This window comes from Streptomyces sp. NPDC060002 (assembly GCF_042737245.1).
Taxonomy (GTDB): Bacteria; Actinomycetota; Actinomycetes; order Streptomycetales; family Streptomycetaceae; genus Streptomyces.
Window position 1 is genome coordinate 87,196 of record NZ_JBHWUW010000014.1, and the last position, 20,563, is coordinate 107,758.

Here is a 20,563-nt window from a genome sequence, read left to right on the forward strand (position 1 = left end):
CACTAGTGCCCGGCCGTCCCCAGGTACTGCTCCGCGAAGGCGGCAGCGGCGACGGGAGACGTGAACAGGCGGCGCAGCCGGGCGAACGTCGTGCCCGCGCGGAACGGGTCGCCCGCCGAGGTCCCGTGGCAGACCTCGGACAGCCACTGCGAGAACTCCTGGTAGTCCCACACCCGGCGCAGACACGCCTGCGAGTAGCCGTCCAGGCCGTGGCCGTCGCCGCCGTCGAGACGGTCGACCAGCGCGTCGCCCAGCAGGAACGCGTCGTGCAGGGCGAGGTTCATGCCCTTCGCGGCGATGGGCGCGACGAGGTGGGCCGAGTCCCCGGCCAGGAACAGCCGCCCGTACGTCATCGGCTCGACCACGTAGTCGTGCATGTCCAGCACGCGCTTCTCGATCAGCCGCCCCTCGGTGAGCGGCGGGGCCCCCGCGCCCTCGAGGCGCTGGTGCAGCTCGGACCAGACGCGGTCGTGGGACCAGTTCTCCGGGTCGTCGCCGGGCGGGCACTGGAGGTAGTACCGGGTCACCTCGGGACCGCGCGCCATGTGCCCGGCGAACCCGTTCGGATGGACGCCGAACAGGACGCAGTCGGAGGACGGCGGCGCCTCGGCGAGCAGCGCCAGCCAGCCTATGCCGTAGTCGTGCCGGGCGATCCGGGCCCGCTCCGGCACCAGCGCGGCCTGGCTGACCCCGCGCGCCCCGTCGGCGCCGACGACGAAGTCACAGTTCAGCACCTGCCGTTCGGTGGCGTCGGGGCCGGTGTACGACACCGAAGGACGGGCCGTGTCCAGGCCGTGCAGCTCGACGTCGCGCACCGAGAAGCGGGCGTCGCCGCCACGTACGTCGACGTACTCGTGGACGAGGTCCGTCACCAGCAACGGCTGCGGATACACCCAGTGGTGCCGGCCCGTCAGCTCGGTGTAGGAGAGGCGGTGGCGCTCGCCGCCGAAGCGGAACTCACACGCGGAGTGCCGCTGGGCCCGCGCCAACAGGTTGCGCGCCAGGCCCCGTTGCCGCAGCCCGTGGACGGCCCACTCCTCGATGACTCCGGCGCGGGGCCGCTGTTCGATGAACTCACGGCTCTCCGTCTCCAGTACGACGCAGTCGACGGACGCGGCCCGCAGGATGTTGCCGACGGTGAGACCTGCGGGGCCCGCGCCCACGACGACGACCGGAGTGTGGTGGGGGGAAGGGGAGTCGGTGGTCACCCGCACATTATGGGCGGGCCCTCCGACCCGGCCGGGAGAACACCGGCCGGTCAGCCCAGCCGGGGAATCTCGATCGCCGGGCAACGGTCCATGACCATCTCCAGGCCCGCGGCCCGCGTACGGTCGCAGGCCGCCTCGTCGACGACGCCGAGCTGGAACCACACCGCCTTCGCGCCCTTGGCGACCGCCTCGTCCGCGACGGCGCCCGCGAGTTCGCCGTTGACGAAGACGTCGACGACGTCCACCTCGAAGGGGATGTCCGCGAGGGAGGCGTACCCCTGCTCCCCGTGCACCGTCTCCGCCTTCGGGTGGACGGGTACGACCCGCTTGCCGAAGCGCTGGAGCACCTCGGCGACTCCGTAGGCCGCCCGCCCGCGGTTCGTCGACAGGCCCACGACGGCCCAGGTGTCGCCGAGTCCGGTGAGGATCTTGCGGATCGTTGCCTCGTCGCCGTGCACCGGCGGCCTCCTTGAGATCGGAAAGGAACAGACCTCGGCTACAACAGCTCGCGCCTGACCCTGATTCCGGTCCCTGCCTGCGAAGTCGCGCCCGCCCGCCTAGGCTCGCCTCGTGCTGCGCATCATCGACGTCCGAACCGGCGAACCCGTTGTCGCCGCCCCCGTCCGCCGTGGCCTGACCCGGGTGGAGGCGCATGCCTCGGGGTACGGGGCAGGGTCGCTCCGGGTCCTCCTCTTCGCCGATCTGCTCGTCCGCGCGCTGGAACTCGGCGGCACGCCCGTGTGGGCGCTGCTGTCCGGCGAACGCGATCAGGCGGAACTCCGGGCGGGCGCGACCGCCCTCGGCATGCACCCCTTCGAGGACGGCCGCGACCTCGGCACGGGCGCCGGAGTGGGCGAGGCGCAGATCCTGTACGTGGTGGAGGAGGGCGGCCGGGCCCCCGACGGGGTGTGTGTCGCCGTCGCGCCGGCGGAGGGCGCGGTGCCCCGGGGGAGGGGGCCGGGCCGGGCCCCCGGGGGAACGGACACCGACGTCGCCGTCCTGCGGCTCGCCCTGCTCGCCCGGCCCCGCACCGAGCCCGTCCGGCTCGACGCGGACGTGCTGGGCGAGGCCCGGGACACCCTCGTGCGCTGGCGGCGAGCCGTCGCCGACTGGGCGCGGCGGCCCTCGCGGCCGGTCCCCGACGGGGTGCGCGGACGGCTGCGTACCGCCTGGGAGGACGACCTGGACCTGCCCGAGGTGCTGCGGGTGCTGCGGTGGGTGGAGGACGCCGGCCCCGAGCTGCCGGAAGGCGCTCGCTTCGAGAGCTACGCCTACGCCGACCGTCTCCTCGGTCTCGACCTCCTGCGCGACGTGGGAGCCCCGGCGTGAACGGGCCCGGCGGGACACCCCCGCGCCGGCTGGTGGTCCTGCGGCACGCCAAGTCGGCCTGGCCGCAGGGCGTCCCCGACCACGAGCGGCCGCTCGCCCCGCGCGGCCTGCGGGACGCGCCGGCCGCGGGCCGCGCGCTCGCCGGGGCCGGCCGGGTTCCGGACCTCGCCCTGTGCTCCACCGCCGCCCGCGCCCGCCGGACCTGGGAGCTGGCCGCCGCCGAGTGGGGCGCCCCGGCCCCGGTGCGCTTCGACCCACGGCTCTACGGGGCCGACGTCCCCGGGATCCTGGAGGTCGTCCACGAGACGCCCGCCGAGGTCGGAACGCTGCTGCTGGTCGGGCACAACCCCGGGCTGGAGGAACTGGTCCTCGCCCTGGCCGGGGACGGCGCCGGCGACGCCCTGGACCAGGTGCGGCTGAAGTTCCCGACGTCGGCGATCGCCGTCCTGGCCTGGTACGGGCCCGGCTGGCGGGCCCTGACCCCGGGCACGGCCCTGCTGACGTCGATGACCGTGCCGAGAGGCCGCAGGCCGCGGGAGAACTAGCCGACGTGCTAGCCGACGTGCACGCGCGGCCGTCGCCCGGGATCGGGCTCCGCGCGGCGCAGCACCTCGCGGGTGACCGGGGCGACCTCGCCGTCACCGAAGACGAGGAACCGGATCAGCTGGCCGACCGGGTTGCCCTCGGTCCAGTTGAAGTACGCGTGCGGCACCCGGCCGCTGCGGTCGCGCAGCGCCAGCAGGACCGCGGCGATGGCGTTGGGCACCGTGGGACCGGCGACGCGCAGCCTGCGGACCCCGTGCTTCTCGTCGCCGCGCACGGTGACGTCCGCCGTGAAGTCGGAGGAGTCCCGCACGAACACCTCCAGGAAGAGCACCGGGCCGCCGCCGGGGATGGGGGTGTGCTCGCGCTGCTCCCACTCCTTGGCGCGGTACGCGCGCGTGCTGTGTTCCCGCGGCTCGTTCGCGATGAGCTGGAGGGGCCCGTGCCGCGCGGCCCCGTCGACGAACCGGGCCGCCACCTCGTCGAAGGTGACCTCGGCGGCGCGCAGTTCGAAGGCACGGCGCACCCGTGAGGCGAACGACGTGACCAGGATGGCGAAGATGAAGATCGCCGCGATCCGGATGCCGTCCGGTCGCTCGATGACGTTCGCGACGAGCGTGTAGGCGAACACGGCCGTGATGGCGCCGAAGCCGAGCGTGGCCCGGCGGCGGCCCCGCCGGTGCACGGCCACGGTGGACGCGAACGCCGCCGACAGCATCAGCACCAGCACGCCGGTCGCGTAGGCGCCGCTCTGGTCGTCGACGTTCGCGTTGAACCACAGGGTGATGCACACGGCGGCCGCCATGAACACCAGCACCAGGGGGCGCACCGCGCGCGTCCATTCGGGCGCCATGCCGTAGCGGGGCAGATAGCGCGGGACGAGGTTCAGCAGACCGGCCAGCGCGGAGGCGCCCGCGAACCACAGGATCGCGATCGTGGAGACGTCGTAGACCGTGCCGAAGACCTCGCCCAGATGCTCGTGCGCGAGATAGGCCAGCGCCCGGCCGTTCGCCGGGCCGCCGCTCTCGAAGTCGTCCTGCGGGATGAGGATCGTCGTCGCCAGACTGGACAGCAGCAGGAAGCAGCTCATGACCAGCGCGGCCGTGGTGAGCAGCTTGCGGGTGTCCCGCACCCGCCCCCTCGGCTCCTCGTAGGTGTCCGTCGGATCACCCTTGACCTGCGGCATCACCGCCACCCCGGTCTCGAAGCCGGACATGCCGAGCGCCAGCTTCGGGAAGACCAGCAAGGCCACGCCGATCATGGCCCAGGGCGAGGAGTGCTCGGCGGTCATGGCGTCGGTCCAGTCGCCGATCCGCACGGGGTGCGTGAGGATCTCCTGGGCGGAGGCGCCGAGCACCACGAGATTGAGCGCGAGAAAGGACGCCACCAGCGGCACCGCGATGCCGATCGCCTCCCGGAAACCCTTGAGGAACACCGCGCCCAGCGCGCCGACCAGCAGCAGTGTGATCCACTCGTTGCCGTCGGCCGTCCAGTGCGGGGCGAACGGGTTCTCCACGACGTGCGCGGCGGCGTCCGCGGACGACAGGGTGATCGTGATCATGAAGTCGGTGGCCGCGAACCCCAGCAGCACCAGCACGAGAATCTTCCCCGACCACCACGGCAGCAGCCGCTCCAGCATGGCGATCGAGCCCTCGCCGTGCGGGCTCTCGTGCGCCACCCGGCGGTACACCGGCAGCGCGCCGAGCAGCGTCAGCGCGATCAGCACGAGCGTCGCGAGCGGGGACAGCAGACCGGCCGCCAGGGCGGCGATCCCCGGCTGGTAGCCGAGGGTGGAGAAGTAGTCGACACCGGTCAGGCACATCACCCGCCACCAGCGGTGGCCCTTCTCCTCCGCCCGCGGGGCGGCGTGCGGGCCCGGATGGCGGGCGGTCTGCTCGCTGAGCCCCTCCAGGAGCCAGGCCCGCCACCGGGAGGACGGCGGACCCGCGCTGCTCTCCTTCACCCGGGGGCCGGTCATGCTGCGCGCTCCCTGCGGTCGGTCGGGTCATGGTCCACGGTCACCACCCTTGGCTGCCTCGGCACATCGTCGCCCGCACCTCCGCCGACGGCGACTCGGCGATCACCGCTTAGGCTGGCCGGATGCAGGACGAGTACCGCACGGTCGCCCACGCGGGCGTGCACGAGACCGAGGTCAACCGCTCCCGCTTCCTGTGCGCCCTCGCCCCCGCGGCCACCGAGCAGGAGGCCCAGGACTTCATCGCGTCCGTCCGCAAGGAGCACGCCGACGCCACCCACAACTGCTGGGCGTACGTCATCGGCGCCGACGCGTCCGTCCAGCGGGCGAGCGACGACGGCGAACCCGGCGGCACGGCGGGCGTCCCGATGCTCCAGATGCTGCTGCGCCGCGACATGCGGTACGTCGTGGCCGTCGTCACCCGCTACTACGGCGGGGTCAAGCTGGGCGCGGGCGGCCTCATCCGGGCCTACGGCGGCGCGGTCGGCGAGGCCCTCGACGCCCTCGGCACCCTCACCCGCCGCCGCTTCCGCCTGGCCACGGTGACCGTGGACCACCAGCGTGCGGGCAAGGTCCACAACGACCTCCACTCGACGGGGCGCGCGGTACGGGACGTCCGCTACGGCGAGGAGGTCACCATCGAGATCGGCCTGCCGGACGCCGACGTGGACGCCTTCCGCGCCTGGCTCGCGGACGCGACGGCGGGGAGGGCGGGGTTCGAGCTGGGCGGGGAGGCCTACGGGGACGCGTGACGCGCCGGCGTGCGACTCGGTGATTCGTCACACGCCCAGCGAACGCGTGGGTGAGATGTCCGTAACGCCCCTTTATGTCGGTTGGTATGACGGTGCGATACGGGAGTAACCGCCCGTGATGTCAGACCCGGCCGTTAGTCTCGGGGATCATGAGGCTCCTGCACACTTCCGACTGGCATCTCGGCCGGGCGTTCCACCGGGTGAACATGCTCGGCGCCCAGGCGGAGTTCATCGGTCACCTCGTCACGACCGTGCGTGAGCGCGAGGTCGACGCGGTGGTCGTGTCGGGAGACGTGTACGACCGCGCGGTGCCCCCGCTCGCCGCGGTCGAACTGTTCGACGACGCCCTGCACCGGCTCGCCGGCCTCGGCGTGCCCACGGTGATGATCTCCGGGAACCACGACTCGGCCCGCAGGCTCGGCGTGGGCGCCGGGCTCATCGGGCGCGCGGGCATCCACCTGCGCACCGACCCGGCCGCCGCCGGGACGCCCGTCGTGCTCGCCGACACCCACGGGGACGTGGCGTTCTACGGCCTGCCCTACCTCGAACCCGCCCTGGTGAAGGACGAGTTCGGAGTGGAGAAGGCCGGCCACGAGAGCGTGCTCGCCGCGGCGATGGACCGGGTCCGCGCCGACCTCGCCACACGCGCGCGCGGTACGCGTTCCGTCGTCCTCGCCCATGCCTTCGTCACCGGGGGCGAGCCCAGCGACAGCGAGCGGGACATCACCGTCGGCGGGGTCTCCTCCGTGCCCGCCGGGGTCTTCGACGGCGTCGACTACACCGCACTGGGGCACCTGCACGGCTGCCAGAGCATCACCGAGCGCGTGCGCTACTCCGGTTCCCCGCTGCCGTACTCCTTCTCGGAGAGCGAGCACCGCAAGACCATGTGGCTCGTCGACCTCGGTGCCGACGGGGAGCTCGACGCCGAGCGGATCGACTGCCCGGTGCCGCGCGCGCTGGCCCGGGTCCGCGGCCCCCTGGAGGAACTGCTCGCCGACCCCGCCCTCACCCGCCACGAGGAGGCGTGGGTCGAGGCGACGCTCACCGACGCCGCCCGCCCGGCCGACCCCATGGCCCGGCTCACCCAGCGCTTCCCGCACACGCTCAGCCTCGTCTTCGCCCCCGAGCGCGCACCCGACGACCCCCACGTGTCGTACGCCCGGCGGCTCGCCGACCGCAGCGACCAGGAGATCGCCGAGGACTTCGTGGCCCATGTCCGCGGGGCGGGCCCCGACGCCCGCGAGCAGGGCGTGCTGCGCGACGCCTTCGACGCGGTGCGCGCGGACGACGCGGTACGGGAGGTGGCACGGTGAGGCTGCACCGGCTCGACCTGACGGCCTTCGGCCCCTTCGGCGACCCACAGAGCGTCGACTTCGACGAGCTCTCCACCGCCGGGATCTTCCTGCTGCACGGGCCGACGGGCGCCGGCAAGACCTCCGTCCTGGACGCCGTCTGCTACGCGCTGTACGGCTCCGTACCCGGCGCCCGGCAGAGCGGCCAGGGCCTGACCCTGCGCAGCGACCACGCGGCGCCCGGCACCCGCACCGAGGTCACCCTCGAACTCACCGTCGCGGGCCGGCGGCTGGAGGTCACCCGGCAGCCGCCCTGGGAGCGGCCCAAGAAGCGCGGCACGGGCACGACGGTCGAGAAGGCACAGAGCTGGCTTCGCGAGTACGACGCGGTCGCCGCTGCCTGGAAGGACCTCAGCCGCTCCCACCAGGAGATCGGCGAGGAGATCACCCAGCTCCTCGGTATGAGCCGTGAGCAGTTCTGCCAGGTCGTGCTGCTGCCCCAGGGCGACTTCGCCCGTTTCCTGCGGGCCGACGCCGAGGCGCGCGGCCGGCTGCTCGGCCGCCTCTTCGACACCCGGCGGTTCGCCGAGGTCGAGAAGCGGCTCGTCGAGCGCCGCCGCACCACCGAGGCACGCGTGCGCGAGGGCGACTCCGCCCTGCTCGCCGACGCGCACCGGATGCAGCAGGTCGCCGGGGACGCCATGGAGCTGCCCGAGTTCGCCCCGGGAGATCCGGGGCTCGCCGAGGCGGTGCTGGCCGCGGCCGCCGTCGCTCGCAGCACCTCCCGTGAGCTGCTGACGACCGCCCACTGCGGCCGCCTCGCCGCCGAGTCCGCGCAGGCCGCCGCCGAGCGCGCCCTGGACGACGTACGTGAACGGGCCCGGCTCCAGCGGCGGTTCGCCGACGCGAGCGAGCGGGCAGCCGTACTGGAGGAGCGGGCGGGCGAGCATCGGGACGCGCAGGCGCGGATGGAGCGGGCGCGCAAGGCGGAGTCGGTGGCGCCGGCGCTGGAACTGCGCGAGGCCGCCGACACCGAGCACGCCACGGCGTCCGCCCGAGCGGCACACGCGCGGGACCTGCTCCCGCGGCGGTTCGCGGACGCCGGAGCCGCCGGGCTCGCCGCCGCCGCGCGCCGGGCCGCCGAGGAACTGGGCGGGCTGGAGTCGGCCCGCCGGGGCGAGCGACGGCTGGCCGGCCTCGTGGCCGAGCGGACCGACCTGGACCGGCGGGAGCGCGACGACGAGGACGTCCTGACGGAGACCGCGGCCTGGCTCGCGGACTGGGACGTCGTCCGCACGGGTCTCCAGGCCCGCATCGAGGCCGCCCAGGAGGCCGCAGCCCGCGCCGAACAGCTCGACGGCCGGCGCGAGCCCATGCAGCGGCGCCTGAAGGCGGCCCGGCTGCGCGACGAGCTGGCCCGCGATCTGGAGGCCGCCCAGCGCAGGGCGCTCGCCTCCGGGGAGCAGGCACAGACGGCCCGCGCGCACTGGCTCGACCTCAAGGAACAGCGCCTGAACGGCATCGCCGCCGAACTGGCCGCCACCCTCGCCGACGGGACGCCGTGCGCCGTCTGCGGCGCCACCGAACACCCCGCGCCCGCCCGCAAGGTCGCGGGACACGTCGACCGCGAGACCGAGGAACGGGCGCTCACCGCCTCCCGGCGCGCGGAGGAACGGCACGCCCAGGACGAACGCGAGCTCGGCCTCGTACGAGAGACGCTCGCGGCCGCCACCGCCGAGGCGGGCGACACCCCGACGGACCGGCTCGCCGCCGAGGCCCAGGAGGGGGAGGAGGGCTACGCGCAGGCGCGCCGGGAGGCCTCCGCGCTGCACCCCGCGCGCGAGGAGCTGCGCCAGGCCGAGCAGGAGCACGAGCGCCGCACGGTGGCGCAGCGCGAGGCCGCGGTGCGGAACGCCTCCCGGGTGGGTCACCGGGAGCGCCTGGAGCGCGAACGGGTCGCCCTGGAGGGGGAGCTGACGCAGGCCCGCGGGTCCGCGGCGAGCGTCGCCGCACGGGCCGCCGAACTGGAGGGGCTGGCGGCACGGCTCACCGACGCGGCCGACACCGCCCGCGTTGCCGAGGGGAGCGCCGAGCGTCTCAAGGCAGCCGACGGACGCCTCGACGAAGCCGCGTTCCGGGCCGGCTTCGACACTCCGCGGGCCGCCGCCGACGCCCTCCTCGACGACACCGCCCACCGCGAGCTGCAACGGCGGCTGGACGCCCGGACGTCCGAGGAGGCCGCCGTACGGGCCGTCCTCGCCGAACCCGACACCGTGGCGGCCGCCCGGCAGCCGGCCGCCGACCTCGTGGCCGCGGACCGGTCGGCGGCCGCCGCGGCCGAGCGGCTGCGCACGGCCGCCTCCGCCCAGGACGCCGCCGCCCGCCGCTGCGCCGAACTCGACCAGCTCTCCGCGCGCGCGCAGAGCGGCGTACGGCGGCTCGGGCCGCTGCGCGAGGAGTACGACCGGGTGGCCAGGCTGGCCGGTCTGACCGCCGGCACCTCCGCCGACAACGAGCGCAAGATGCGCCTGGAGGCGTACGTCCTGGCCGCCCGTCTGGAACAGGTGGCCGCCGCCGCGACCGTCCGCCTGCAGCGCATGTCCTCGGGGCGCTACACCCTCGTCCACTCCGACGACCGGGCCGGGCGCGGCCGCAGCGGGCTCGGCCTGCACGTCGTCGACGCCTGGACCGGGCGCGAGCGGGACACGGCCACACTGTCGGGCGGCGAGACCTTCTTCGCCTCGCTCGCCCTCGCCCTCGGTCTCGCCGACGTGGTGACCGACGAGGCGGGCGGGGTCCGTCTCGACACCCTCTTCATCGACGAGGGGTTCGGCAGCCTCGACGACCAGACGCTCGACGAGGTCCTCGACGTCCTCGACTCGCTGCGCGAACGCGACCGCAGCGTGGGCATCGTCAGCCACGTCGCCGACCTGCGGCGGCGGATCCACGCCCAGCTGGAGGTCGTCAAGGGGAGATCGGGGTCGCTGGTGCGGCAGCGGGGCTACCGGCCCAGTGGGCGCCTGGGGAGCGGCGACGAGTAGACGACGCTGGTCGTCACCGACCCCAGCGCGCCGATCTTGCCCGACACCTCTTCGAGGTGCCGCATCGAACGGGCGGTGACCTTGATCACGAAGCAGTCGTCGCCCGTCACATGGTGAGCCTCGAGGATCTCGGGCGTGACGGCCACCAGATCATGGAACGGCTTGTAGTTGCCGTTGGGGTAGCGCAGCCGCACGAAGGCCAGGATCGGCAGCCCCAGCCGTTCGGGGTCCACCACGGCCGCGTACCCCTGGATGACGCCCGCCTCCTCCAGCCGCCGCACCCGTTCGGTGACCGCGCTCGGCGACATGTCCACGGCACGCGCCAGGTCGGCGAAACTGGCCCGGCCCTCGCGTTGGAGGACCTCGAGAATGCGCCAGTCGGTGGCGTCCGGGGAATACGCGGTCATGAGTGAGGGATAGCAGGGGAATCCCCGGCGGGGCAAGGCACAGGCCGGGGAACGCCTCTTCAGAGAGAGGGATCACCGGTCGTAGATTTCTGGTCATCGAAAGCAGTGACCAGCCGGAACCCCACGGGAGGGCCCCCGCCATGACCCCCATGACCCCGCTCACCGCCATGACCGGCACGGCCGCCGCGACCACGGTCAACCCTGTTCTTCGCGTGCCCCCCGCCGGCCCGGCCGAGGCCGCCGCCCACTTCCGGGCGAGCCTCGCCTTCCACGCCGACGTCTCCGACGTGGCGGCCGCCCTCGCCGCCGGTGACGACCCCGGCTTCGTCGTCCTGGACTCCCGCTCCACCGAGTCCTGGGACCAGGGCCACGTCCCGGGCGCCGTCCACCTGCCCACCGCGCTCATCGCCGAGCAGGCCCCGCGGCTCCTCGACCGGGACGTGCCGGTCGTCACGTACTGCTGGGGGCCCGGCTGCAACGGTGGCACGCGCGCGGCCCTGGCGCTCGCCGAACTCGGCTACCGGGTCAAGGAGATGCTCGGCGGCTTCGAGTACTGGGCGCGGGAGGGCTTCGCGTACGAGACCTGGGAGGGCGGCGAGCGGCGCGCCGCAGATCCCCTCACGGCGCCCGTCGACGCCGAGAACTGCGGCTGCTGACCGCCCGTTCGGCCCGGGCGCGGCGGCATTCCGCCACGCCCGGCCCCGAATCGTGGCTCAGAGCTGTGCCAGCTCGTCCACCAGGTCGTCCAGGCCCAGCGATCCCTGCGAAAGGGCCGCCATGTGCCAGGACTTGAGGTCGAAGGCGTCGCCGCGGCGCTCGCGGGCCTTCTCCCGGCCCAGCAGCCAGGCACGCTCGCCGAGCTTGTAGCCGATCGCCTGGCCGGGGATGGTCAGATAGCGGGTCAGCTCGCTCTCCACGAAGTCCGCGGTGCGGCTGCTGTGCCCGCCGAAGAACTCCTCGGCCAGCTCCGGGGTCCAGCGCTCACCCGGGTGGAAGGGGGAGTCCGCCGGGATCTCAAGCTCCAGGTGCATGCCGATGTCGACGATGACCCGCACCGCCCGCATCATCTGCGCGTCCAGGTAACCGAGCCGCTGCTCCGCGTCGGTGAGGAAGCCGAGTTCGTCCATCAGCCGTTCCGCGTACAGCGCCCAGCCCTCGCAGTTGGCGCTGACCATGCCGACCGAGGCCTGGTAACGGGAGAGGTCCCCGGCGATGTGCGCCCACTGCGCCAGCTGGAGGTGGTGACCGGGGACGCCCTCGTGGTACCAGGTGGAGACGAGGTCGTAGACCGGGAAGCGCGTCTGCCCCATCGTCGGCAGCCAGGTACGGCCCGGCCGCGAGAAGTCCTCCGTCGGGGGCGTGTAGTACGGGGCGGCCGCGCCGCCCGGCGGGGCGATCCTCGACTCCACCTTCCGTACCCGCTCGGCGAGTTCGAAGTGCGTGCCGTCGAGCGTCTCGATCGCCTGGTCCATCAGGCCCTGGAGCCAGTCGCGGACCTCGTCGACGCCCTCGATGTGCTTGCCGTGCTCGTCGAGATGGGCCAGTGCCACCCAGGGGGTCTCCGCGCCCGGCAGGACCTTCTCGGCCTCCTTCTTCATCTCGGCGAGCAGCCGGTGGTACTCCGCCCAGCCGTAGGCGTACGCCTCGTCGAGGTCGAGGTCGGTGCCGTTGAAGTAGCGGGACGCGCGGGCGTACCGCTCCCGGCCGACGGTGTTCGGCGCGTTCTCGATCGTCGGCGCGTACACGTCGCGCATCCAGTCCCGCAGCTCCACGACGGCCGCGGTCGCCGTCCGGGCGGCCTCGTCCAGCTCCGCGCGCAGCGCGTCAGGACCGGTGGACACGAAGTCCTCGAACCAGCCGCGGCCCTCGCCGTCCGTGTCCGACCACTCGGTGAGCTGTCCGACGAAGGTGAGGGTCGGCCGCGGCGCCGCGTACAGCTTGCGCTCCAGACCCAGCGCCAGGGACTCCCGGTAGCCCGCGAGGGCCGCCGGCACCCCGCGCAGCCGCTCGGCGACCGCCGCCCAGTCCGCGTCGGTCCGGGTGGGTGTCACGGTGAACACCTCGCGCACGTTGTGCGGCGGAGTGGCCATGTTGCCGACGGCGCGCAGTGCCTCGTCGGCGTCGTGCACACCGAGTTCCGCGGTCAGGCGCTCGCGCAGCAGGCGCGCGCACCGGCGCTCGATGTCACTTTCCGCGCCGGGCCGCCGCTCCGCCTCGTCGAGCCTGGCCAGGGTGTCCCGCGCGAGCTGCGCGAGCGCCTCCTGGCCGGTGGGCGAGTAGTCGGGCAGACGGCTCGAACTCTCCTGCACGCCGAGATAGGTACCGGTCACCGGGTCGAGGGCGATGAGGTCGTCGACATACGCGTCGGCGACCTCGCGGGGCAGCGGGCTGCTGGTCTGTGACATGGGCTCCATCCTCGTACGAGGCGGTGGCGCACGTCACGCGGATTGTCCCGAAGTCGTCGGCGGCAGCAGCGGTCCGCACTCCCACTGCTGGAAGATCAGCCGCGTCTCGACCCGGGCCACCTCCCGTTGCGAGGTGAACTCGTCCAGCACCAGTCGCTGCAGATCGGCCATGTCCGCGACGGCGACGTGGACGAGATAGTCGTCGGGCCCGGTGAGGTGGAAGACGCTGAGCGCCTCCGGCAGCCCCCGGATCCGTTCCACGAACGGGCCGACCAACTCCCGCCGGTGCGGCCTGACCTGCACCGACAGCAGCGCCTGCAGGCCACGCCCCAGCTTGGCCGGATCGAGCCGCAGCTGATGACCCAGGATCACACCCGAGCGGCGCAGTCGCGTCACCCGGTCCAGACAGGTCGACGGTGCGACCCCGACCTGCGCCGCGAGGTCCCGGTAGGTGGTCCGGGCGTCGTTCTGGAGCAGCCGCAGCAGCTGGAGATCGACCGGATCCAGTACGACGGATTCAGCCATGGGCCGAACGTAGCACGGTGTTCGATTACACCGACCCGTTCGATGTTCACCCTGCCGTCCATGGACTCAGTCTCAGCGAGCACGCACGCGTACGACGACGTACGCGGACCCGCGTCGAGAGCGCCCCGCGCACTGGCCACCGAGGCCGTGCACGCCGGGCGGGACGACCTGGCCCGCCAGGGCCTGCACGCCCCGCCGATCGACCTGTCCACCACCTACCCCTCGTTCGACAGCCGGGCCGAGGCCGCCCGCATCGACGCGTTCGCCACGACCGGCGCGGAGCCGGAGGGACCGCCCGTCTACGGCCGGCTGGGCAACCCGACGGTCGCCCGCTTCGAGACGGCCCTCGCACGCCTGGAGGGCACCGAGAGCGCGGTCGCGTTCGCCAGCGGGATGGCGGCGCTGAGCGCGGTGCTGCTCGCGCGCGCCTCGACGGGGCTGCGGCACGTCGTCGCCGTACGCCCCCTCTACGGGTGCAGCGACCACCTGCTGACCGCCGGGCTGCTCGGCTCGGAGGTCACCTGGACCGACCCGGCCGGGATCGCGGACGCGCTGCGCCCGGACACCGGCCTTGTCATGGTCGAGTCGCCGGCCAACCCGACGCTCGCCGAGGTCGACCTGCGGGCCGTCGCCCACGCCTGCGGCTCGGTCCCGCTGCTCGCCGACAACACCTTCGCGACGCCCGTGCTCCAGCGTCCTGCCGAGCGGGGCGCGCGGCTCGTCCTGCACAGTGCCACGAAGTACCTGGGCGGACACGGGGACGTGCTGGGGGGCGTGGTGGCCTGCGACGAGGAGTTCGCCGGGCGGCTTCGGCAGATACGGTTCGCCACCGGCGGCGTCCTGCATCCGCTGGCCGGCTACCTGCTGTTGCGGGGCCTGTCGACGCTCCCGGTGCGGGTGCGGGCCGCCTCCGCGACCGCCGCCGACCTGGCCCGGCGGCTGGCCGCGGACCCGCGGGTGGCCCGGGTCCACTATCCGCGGATCGGCGGCGCGATGATCGCCTTCGAGGTCCACGGCGACCCGCACGAGGTGATCGCGGGGGTCCGTCTGATCACCCCGGCCGTCAGCCTCGGCAGCGTCGACACGCTGATTCAGCATCCGGCGTCCATCAGCCATCGCATCGTGGGCGCGCAGGAGCGCCGGGGCGCGGGCGTGAGCGACCGGTTGCTGCGGCTCTCGGTCGGCCTGGAGGACGTCGAGGACCTGTGGGGGGACCTGCGAGGGGCGCTCGGCGCGGGCGCCACGGCCGCCCCGTCCGAGCGCGGAGCCGCCGTCGTGTGACCGTGGGCGCCGAACGCCGAACGCCGAACGCCGAACGCCGAACGCCGAACGGTGGGCGGTGGCGGTGGGCGGCGAACGGTGGGCGGCGAACCGTGTGCGGACGGCCCGGCGGTGTTGTCGTACCGCCGGGCCGCGCGGTGTTCCGTGGCTCAGTCGCGTGCGACGCGCTCGTCGTACCGCCCGGAGCCGGCCCGCGCCCGGGTCGCGGCGCCGTCCAGGCGGGCGGTGATGACCAGCGTCCCCTCCTCGATCTGGTAGTCGAGGGGCAGGTCGAGACCGCGCATGGCGGCGACCATGCCGGTGTTGGAGGCCTGTGTCACGGCGTAGACGCTCTCGCAGCCCGCCTCGACGGCCATCGCCACCAGCCGGCCGAGCAGTTCGGCCCCGATGCCGCGCCGCTGCCACTGGTCCTCGATCAGCAGGGCGACCTCCGTCTCGTCGCCGTCCCACAGCAGGTGGCCGAGGCCGACGACGCGCCCCGACGGCGTCTGCACGGCGAGGGTGCGGCCGAAGCGGGGGCTGAGCAGGTGCCTGAGGTAGCGGTCGGCGTCGCCGACGGGCCCGTGGTAGCGCATCCCGAGCGTGCGCGAGGAGCACCGCTCGTGCATCGCCTTCGACGCCGCCAGGTCACCGGTGTCGGCCCGGCGCACGGTGATCGCGTTGCCCTCGGGCAGGGTCAGCACGTCCTGGCCGCGCGGCACCCGCGGGCCGAGCCGGGCGTCCAGTTCCACCAGCGCACGCGCGCGTGCGAACTCGGTCGGGGTGAACGGCAGGTACGGCCGCTCCACGGTGATCACTCCGCCCTCCGGCGCCCGCAGGCGCATCACGGTGTCCTCCAGTACGCCCTCCACGGGCACGCCCTGCGGCCCGCGGCCGCCGCCCGGCGCGGCGGGCAGCGAACGGATCGTGCAGCGGCCCAGCAACTGACGTAGCGCCAAAGGCAGTTCAGCCGCGTCGAGGGCGGTGCGGGTGGCCAGGCCGAGGATTCGGGTCGGCGCGTCCACCAGGTCGTGGGCGTCGGCCCGCTCGATCCAGGTGCCGCTGCCGCCCGCCCCTGCCACGGCCCGGGTGATCTCGGCCGCCGCCAGAGCGCCCGGGGCGCGCAGCAGGAACTCGTCCACGGTGTCCTCGCCCAGCGGGTGCGTCTGGAGGCTCAGGATGTCCACCCGGTGGCCGGCGAGCGCCGCGCAGAGCGTGGCCAGTGACCCCGGGGCGTCCTTCACCGTCGTCCGCATCCGCCACAGGGCGCTCTCCTCGGTGACCCGGGAGGTGAGTTCGGACGGCCCGGCCTGCGGCTCCTCGGAGCCCGGCCGGGCGTCGGTATCGCCCGTGGGCGGCGCGTGACCGTGGCGCCGTGCCCACCAGGTGTGGAAGCCGGCCGTGGCGACGAGCACGGCCGCGGAGACGGCCAGCAGCACCGGACCGTCCGGTCCGTGTCCCACCAGGTTCGCCACTCCGTCGGCCACCGCGACCGCTGTGAACAGCGCGGCGAGTTCCACCACGTCCCGTCGCCAGTGGTGTACCGGGCGTCCGCGTTTCGCACGCGTCACATCAGACATGTCTCGAGTCATGCAGCCACTGTGGAGGAACGGTGTTGCGTGATCACGAACGGTTTGTGACTGATGGGTAAAGGTTCCCAATGCCCGTTTTGTTAATTCTTCTACGGTCACACCGTGTACGAGCTGTCACGGCAGTGCCGCGCACCGGGGGATGACGCCGGTGCGCGGCACGGATCCGAGGGTACGGGACGCCGGACTACTGGCCGACCCGTCCCGGTTGGAGCACCTGTGTGAACAGGACCGTGCCGTCCTGCTCGCGCAGACGCACCGTCAGCTCCCCGCTGTCGCCGTCGATGTCGACCTCGCCGAAGAACTGGTAGCCGCCGGCGGGCGACACGTTCGAGGCGGTCGGCGCCTTCACGAACACCCGCTCCGGGCCGAAGGTGTCGTCCAGCGCGCTGGCCGGGAAGGCGCCGGCGTTGAGTGGACCGGAGACGAACTCCCAGAACGGCTCGAAGTCGCCGAACGCGGCCCGCGACGGCTGGTAGTGCTGCGCCGAGGTGTGGTGGACGTCGGCCGTCAGCCACACCGTGCCCGTGATCCGCCGGTGCTTGACGTACCGCAGCAGCTCGGCGATCTGGAGCTCACGGCCCAGCGGCGCGCCCGGGTCGCCCTGCGCGACGGCCTCGATGTTCGCCCTGCCCTCGGTGGCGTCGGGCACCACCAGGCCGAGCGGCATGTCGGCGGCGATCACCTTCCACACCGCGCGCGACCGGGACAGCTCCCGCTTGAGCCACTCCAGCTGCTCGGCGCCGAGGATGCCCTGCGGGTCCACGCGCTGGTCGTCCGGCGAGTTGGCGTTGCGGTACGTCCGCATGTCCAGCACGAACACGTCCAGCAGCGGCCCGTGGCGCACGACCCGGTGGACCCGGCCCTCCTTCGCGCCCGGACGCAGGGTCGAGATCGGGAAGTACTCGCCGAACGCCCGCCTGGCGCGCCCCGCGAGCACGTCGACGCTCTTCTCGGTGTACCGGGCGTCGGAGTCGGCGATCACCTCGCCCGGGTACCAGTTGTTGCGGACCTCGTGGTCGTCCCACTGGATGACGGACGGCACCTGCGCGTTGAAGCGGCGCAGGTTCTCGTCGAGCAGGTTGTAGCGGAAGTTGCCGCGGAACTCGGCGAGGGTCTCCGCGACCTTGGACTTCTCCTCGGTGGTGACGTTCCGCCAGAGAGTGCCGTCGGGCAGTGCCTGGGTCGCCGTGATCGGGCCGTCGGCGTAGATGTTGTCGCCGCTGCACAGGAAGAAGTCGGGATCGAGCTTCGCCATCGCGTCGTAGATGCGGTAACCGCCCAGCTCGGGGTTGATGCCCCAGCCCTGGCCCGCGAGGTCCCCTGACCACAGGAAGCGCACCCCGCGCCGACGCCCGGGGGCCACGGTGCGGAAGGTTCCGGTCACCGGCTCCCCGGTGCGCCGCGGGTCGTCCGGGTCGGCGAGGAGCACGCGGTAGTGGATCTGCTCGCCGGCCGCCAGCCCGTGCAGCCGGGTCGTGCCGGTGAAGTCCGTACCGGCGCCGAGCAGCGGGCCGTGCCATCGGCGGGCGCCCCGGAACGACTCGGTGGCCGCGGTCTCGACGACCATGCGCGCCGGACGGTCGGAGCGCACCCACACCAGCCCGGAGTCGGAGGTCACGTCCCCGGCTTGCACACCCCAACCCGCCTTGGGCCGCCCGGACAGGGCGAAGGCGGGCGCCGCGCCGAGGGCGGAGGGCAGGGTCAGGGCCGCGGAAGCGGCGAGCGAGCCGCGCAGGACGCCGCGGCGCCCGGGAAACGGACTGGGTGACATGGATGCGCCTCCAGGGGCGGGAACCGGCCGGTGTGCACAGCCACAACTACTGGTGCGCCGCAGCGCACACGGAAACCGCAGGTGAACAACTGGCCGCGCCCACCCGGGACCCGACGCGCACGGCCGCGTCACCCGCCCGCGTCACCCGCCCGTGTCCCCCCGCGTCACCCGCCCGCGACGGCCTCCGCCATCAGGCGTACGCCGTCCCGGATACGCGTGGGCGACATCTGCGCGTAACCGAGGACGAGACGGATGTGCGCGTCCCGCACGGCACGCGCGTGCGCGTACTCCGCCAGCGCACGCACCTCGACACCCGCGGCGGCCGTCCGCGCGAGGAACCGCTCCGGCGGCCCATACCGCCCGGGGAACTCGGCGATGACATGCAGCCCCGCCGCGATCCCGGACACCCGCGCCCCGGGGAAATGCTCCTGGAGCGCGCCCACCAGGGCGTCCCGGCGCTCCCGGTAGGCCCGCTGGCAGCGGCGCAGCTGACGGTCGTAGTCGCCGCGCTCCACGAACCGGGCGAACAGCGCCTGGTCGAGCGTGGGATGGCCGAGGTCCATCGTCCGCTTGCGTTCGACGACCTCCTCGGCCAGCGCCTCGGGAACGAGCAGCCAGCCGAGCCGCAGCCCTGGTGCCAGCGACTTGCTGACCGACCCGGTGTAGGCCACCCGCTCGGGGTCCAGGCCCTGGAGCGCGCCCACGGGAGCGCGGTCGTAGCGGAAGTCGCCGTCGTAGTCGTCCTCGACCACGAAGCCGTCCACGGACCTCGCCCAGTCGAGCAGTGCGGCGCGCCGTCGGGCGGAGTACGCGATCCCGGTGGGGAACTGGTGCGCGGGCGTCGTCACCACCGCCCGTACCCCGGACGACCTGAGGGGGTCCACGGCCAGCCCCTCGGCGTCGAGCGCCAGCGGTACGGCGGTGACGCCCGCCGCCGCGTACAGGGCGCCGTGCCGGGGGCTCCCGGGGTCCTCCACGCCGACGGCGTCCGTCCCGCGCGCGTGCAGCGCGAGGCCGAGCAGCGCCGTCGCCTGGGCCACCCCGGAGACGATGACGAGGCGCTCCGGGTCGGCGACCACGCCCCGGCGGCGGGCGAGGAGCGCGGCGAGCGCGGTGCGCAGCCGGGGCAGCCCACGCGGGTCGGGATAGCCGAGCTCGTGGTGGGGCAGCTCGGCGAGCACACCCCGCTGCGCGGCGGCCCAGGCGGCGCGCGGGAACAGCGACAGGTCCGGGGTGCCGGGCACGAAGTCGGCCCGTACGCCCGGGGGACCCGGGGCGAGGTCACGCGCGCGTGGCCGGGCCGCCCGGACGGCGCCGCTCACCCACGTTCCCGCGCCGCGGCCGCTGCGCAGGTAGCCCTCGGCCGTCAACTGCTCGTACGCCTCCGTCACCAGCCCGCGCGAGACGCCGATATCGGCGGCGAGATCCCGGCTCGACGGCAGCCGGGTGCCCTGCGCGAGCCGCTCCGAGCGGACCGCGTCCCGCAGGGCGGCCTGGAGCGCACGGCCACGCGCGCGTGCCGGGGCGGAGGCGGCCGGCAACAGCAGTTCCCAGGCCGCCGACCCGGGCCGCGGGCCGGGATTGGTCCCCGATGACGTCATGGAAGTGGACCTTAACCGGGACCGCCGTCGTTCCTAGCGTGAGCTGCATGAACGCGATCACCCTGCGCGGGTCCCTGCTCGCCGCGCTCGCCTGCCTCCTCGTCGGAGGGTCGTTCACCGCCAACAGCGTCCTCGGCGCCTATCCGTACGCGGGCGGCCAGGCCCTGCGCTACGGCCTCGCCTTTCTGCTGCTCGTGCCGCTGGCGGGGGCCGGGGCCGGGGCCCGGCTGCGGGCGCTCACGCCGCGTCTGTGGCTGCGCCTGGCGCTGCTCGCGGCCGTCGGGATGGTGGGCTTCAATGTGGCCGTGCTGGCCGCCGAGCGTTCGGCGGAACCCGCCGTCCCCGGTGTTTTCGTGGGCTGCGCGCCCGTCGTCGTGGCGGTCGTCGTCCCGCTGCTGGAAGGGCGGCGACCTCGCCGTGCGGTACTGAGCGGGGCGTCGCTGGTCGCCGTCGGCGCGTTCACGGTGCAGGGGTGGGGCCGCACGGACGGCGCCGGCATCGCCTGCTCGGTCTGCGCGCTGGCCGGGGAGGTCGGCTTCGCGGTCCTGGCCGTGCCCGTCCTGCGGGTCCTGGGGCCACGACTGCTGTCCGCCACGGTGTGCGGGCTCGCCGCGGCCGAGGCCGCAGCAGCCGGTCTGCTGCTCGACGGCGGCGCGTGGCTGCGACGGCCGGACGGCGAGGAGGCGGCCGCGCTGCTGTGGCAGGCGGCCGTCGTCACCGTCGTGGGCTTCGTGTGCTGGTACATGGGCATGCAGCGGATCGGCGCGGAGCGCGCCACGCTCTTCTCCGGCCTCATCCCGGTGGCGGCCGCCTGCACGGCCCCGCTCGTCGGAACGGGCTCCTACGGCCTCGCCCAGGCCGT

Annotated in this window: 16 protein-coding genes and 1 pseudogene; 8 read left to right on the forward strand and 9 right to left on the reverse strand. The window is 74.0% G+C overall.

From position 1 onward, the window contains the following. Positions 1–2 precede the first annotated feature (2 nt). Together ACFWBD_RS15665 and ACFWBD_RS15670 are read right to left on the reverse strand one after the other, a co-directional pair. Positions 3–1,208 carry a 4-hydroxybenzoate 3-monooxygenase gene (locus tag ACFWBD_RS15665; protein ID WP_385667127.1) on the reverse strand — a complete coding sequence of 402 codons (1,206 nt, stop codon included), beginning with the start codon at positions 1,206–1,208 and terminating at the stop codon, positions 3–5. 50 nt (positions 1,209–1,258) lie between these two features. Further along, positions 1,259–1,666, reverse strand: coding sequence for a CoA-binding protein (locus ACFWBD_RS15670; RefSeq protein ID WP_385667128.1), 408 nt, complete (start codon positions 1,664–1,666; stop codon positions 1,259–1,261). A 112-nt stretch (positions 1,667–1,778) separates the two neighbouring features. On the opposite strand from ACFWBD_RS15670, the gene ACFWBD_RS15675 reads away from it, so the two are divergent. Beyond that, positions 1,779–2,537, forward strand: coding sequence for a hypothetical protein (locus tag ACFWBD_RS15675; RefSeq protein ID WP_385667129.1), 759 nt, complete (start codon positions 1,779–1,781; stop codon positions 2,535–2,537). Then, complete coding sequence (locus ACFWBD_RS15680) at positions 2,534–3,082, forward strand: SixA phosphatase family protein (RefSeq protein WP_385667130.1); 549 nt, start codon at positions 2,534–2,536, stop codon at positions 3,080–3,082. Before ACFWBD_RS15675 ends, ACFWBD_RS15680 begins: the two co-directional genes overlap by 4 nt. Positions 3,083–3,090: 8 nt before the next feature. Here the strand turns inward: ACFWBD_RS15680 and ACFWBD_RS15685 are convergent, their stop codons facing one another. Beyond that, the gene (locus tag ACFWBD_RS15685; protein ID WP_385667131.1) at positions 3,091–5,058 is read right to left on the reverse strand and encodes an amino acid transporter; all 1,968 of its coding nucleotides are present in this window, start codon (positions 5,056–5,058) and stop codon (positions 3,091–3,093) included. Between the two features lie 122 nt (positions 5,059–5,180). Here ACFWBD_RS15685 and ACFWBD_RS15690 point away from each other — a divergent pair, with 122 nt between their 5' ends. The 3 genes from ACFWBD_RS15690 (at position 5,181) to ACFWBD_RS15700 (ending at position 10,140) form a co-directional block, all read left to right on the forward strand. Next, positions 5,181–5,807, forward strand: a complete 627-nt coding sequence (locus tag ACFWBD_RS15690) for a YigZ family protein (protein ID WP_385667132.1) — start codon at positions 5,181–5,183, stop codon at positions 5,805–5,807. 149 nt (positions 5,808–5,956) lie between these two features. Then, positions 5,957–7,120 (forward strand): exonuclease SbcCD subunit D, encoded by a 1,164-nt coding sequence (locus ACFWBD_RS15695; protein ID WP_385667133.1) that lies wholly within the window; start codon positions 5,957–5,959, stop codon positions 7,118–7,120. Then, positions 7,117–10,140, forward strand: coding sequence for an AAA family ATPase (locus tag ACFWBD_RS15700; protein ID WP_385667134.1), 3,024 nt, complete (start codon positions 7,117–7,119; stop codon positions 10,138–10,140). The genes ACFWBD_RS15695 and ACFWBD_RS15700 overlap by 4 nt, the downstream gene beginning before the upstream one ends. On the opposite strand, the gene ACFWBD_RS15705 is transcribed toward ACFWBD_RS15700, so the two are convergent. Beyond that, positions 10,101–10,547, reverse strand: coding sequence for an Lrp/AsnC family transcriptional regulator (locus ACFWBD_RS15705; protein ID WP_385667135.1), 447 nt, complete (start codon positions 10,545–10,547; stop codon positions 10,101–10,103). The genes ACFWBD_RS15700 and ACFWBD_RS15705 overlap by 40 nt on opposite strands. Positions 10,548–10,687: 140 nt before the next feature. Here ACFWBD_RS15705 and ACFWBD_RS15710 point away from each other — a divergent pair, with 140 nt between their 5' ends. Next, positions 10,688–11,203, forward strand: a complete 516-nt coding sequence (locus tag ACFWBD_RS15710; RefSeq protein ID WP_385667136.1) for a rhodanese-like domain-containing protein — start codon at positions 10,688–10,690, stop codon at positions 11,201–11,203. Positions 11,204–11,260: 57 nt separating this feature from the next. On the opposite strand, the gene ACFWBD_RS15715 is transcribed toward ACFWBD_RS15710, so the two are convergent. Beyond that, on the reverse strand, positions 11,261–12,952 hold the full coding sequence (locus ACFWBD_RS15715) for a DUF885 domain-containing protein (RefSeq protein ID WP_385667137.1): 1,692 nt from the start codon (positions 12,950–12,952) through the stop codon (positions 11,261–11,263). Between the two features lie 33 nt (positions 12,953–12,985). Next, a complete protein-coding gene (locus ACFWBD_RS15720) occupies positions 12,986–13,477 on the reverse strand; it encodes an Lrp/AsnC family transcriptional regulator (RefSeq protein WP_385667138.1) in 492 nt (163 codons plus the stop codon). A 60-nt stretch (positions 13,478–13,537) separates the two neighbouring features. On the opposite strand from ACFWBD_RS15720, the gene ACFWBD_RS15725 reads away from it, so the two are divergent. Then, the gene (locus ACFWBD_RS15725) at positions 13,538–14,758 is read left to right on the forward strand and encodes a trans-sulfuration enzyme family protein (RefSeq protein ID WP_385667139.1); all 1,221 of its coding nucleotides are present in this window, start codon (positions 13,538–13,540) and stop codon (positions 14,756–14,758) included. Between the two features lie 149 nt (positions 14,759–14,907). Here the strand turns inward: ACFWBD_RS15725 and ACFWBD_RS15730 are convergent, their stop codons facing one another. The 3 genes from ACFWBD_RS15730 to ACFWBD_RS15740 form a co-directional block, all read right to left on the reverse strand. Then, positions 14,908–16,317: a GNAT family N-acetyltransferase gene (locus tag ACFWBD_RS15730; RefSeq protein ID WP_385667140.1), complete on the reverse strand. Its 1,410-nt coding sequence runs from the start codon at positions 16,315–16,317 to the stop codon at positions 14,908–14,910. Between the two features lie 196 nt (positions 16,318–16,513). Continuing rightward, the gene (locus ACFWBD_RS15735) at positions 16,514–18,100 is read right to left on the reverse strand and encodes an alkaline phosphatase D family protein (RefSeq protein WP_385667141.1); all 1,587 of its coding nucleotides are present in this window, start codon (positions 18,098–18,100) and stop codon (positions 16,514–16,516) included. 164 nt (positions 18,101–18,264) lie between these two features. Beyond that, positions 18,265–19,701: a PLP-dependent aminotransferase family protein gene (locus ACFWBD_RS15740; protein WP_385667142.1), complete on the reverse strand. Its 1,437-nt coding sequence runs from the start codon at positions 19,699–19,701 to the stop codon at positions 18,265–18,267. A 47-nt stretch (positions 19,702–19,748) separates the two neighbouring features. Between ACFWBD_RS15740 and ACFWBD_RS15745 the strand changes: the two are divergent. Beyond that, a pseudogene (locus ACFWBD_RS15745) lies at positions 19,749–20,537 on the forward strand (EamA family transporter); the annotation flags it as partial. Between the last annotated feature and the right edge of the window lie 26 nt (positions 20,538–20,563).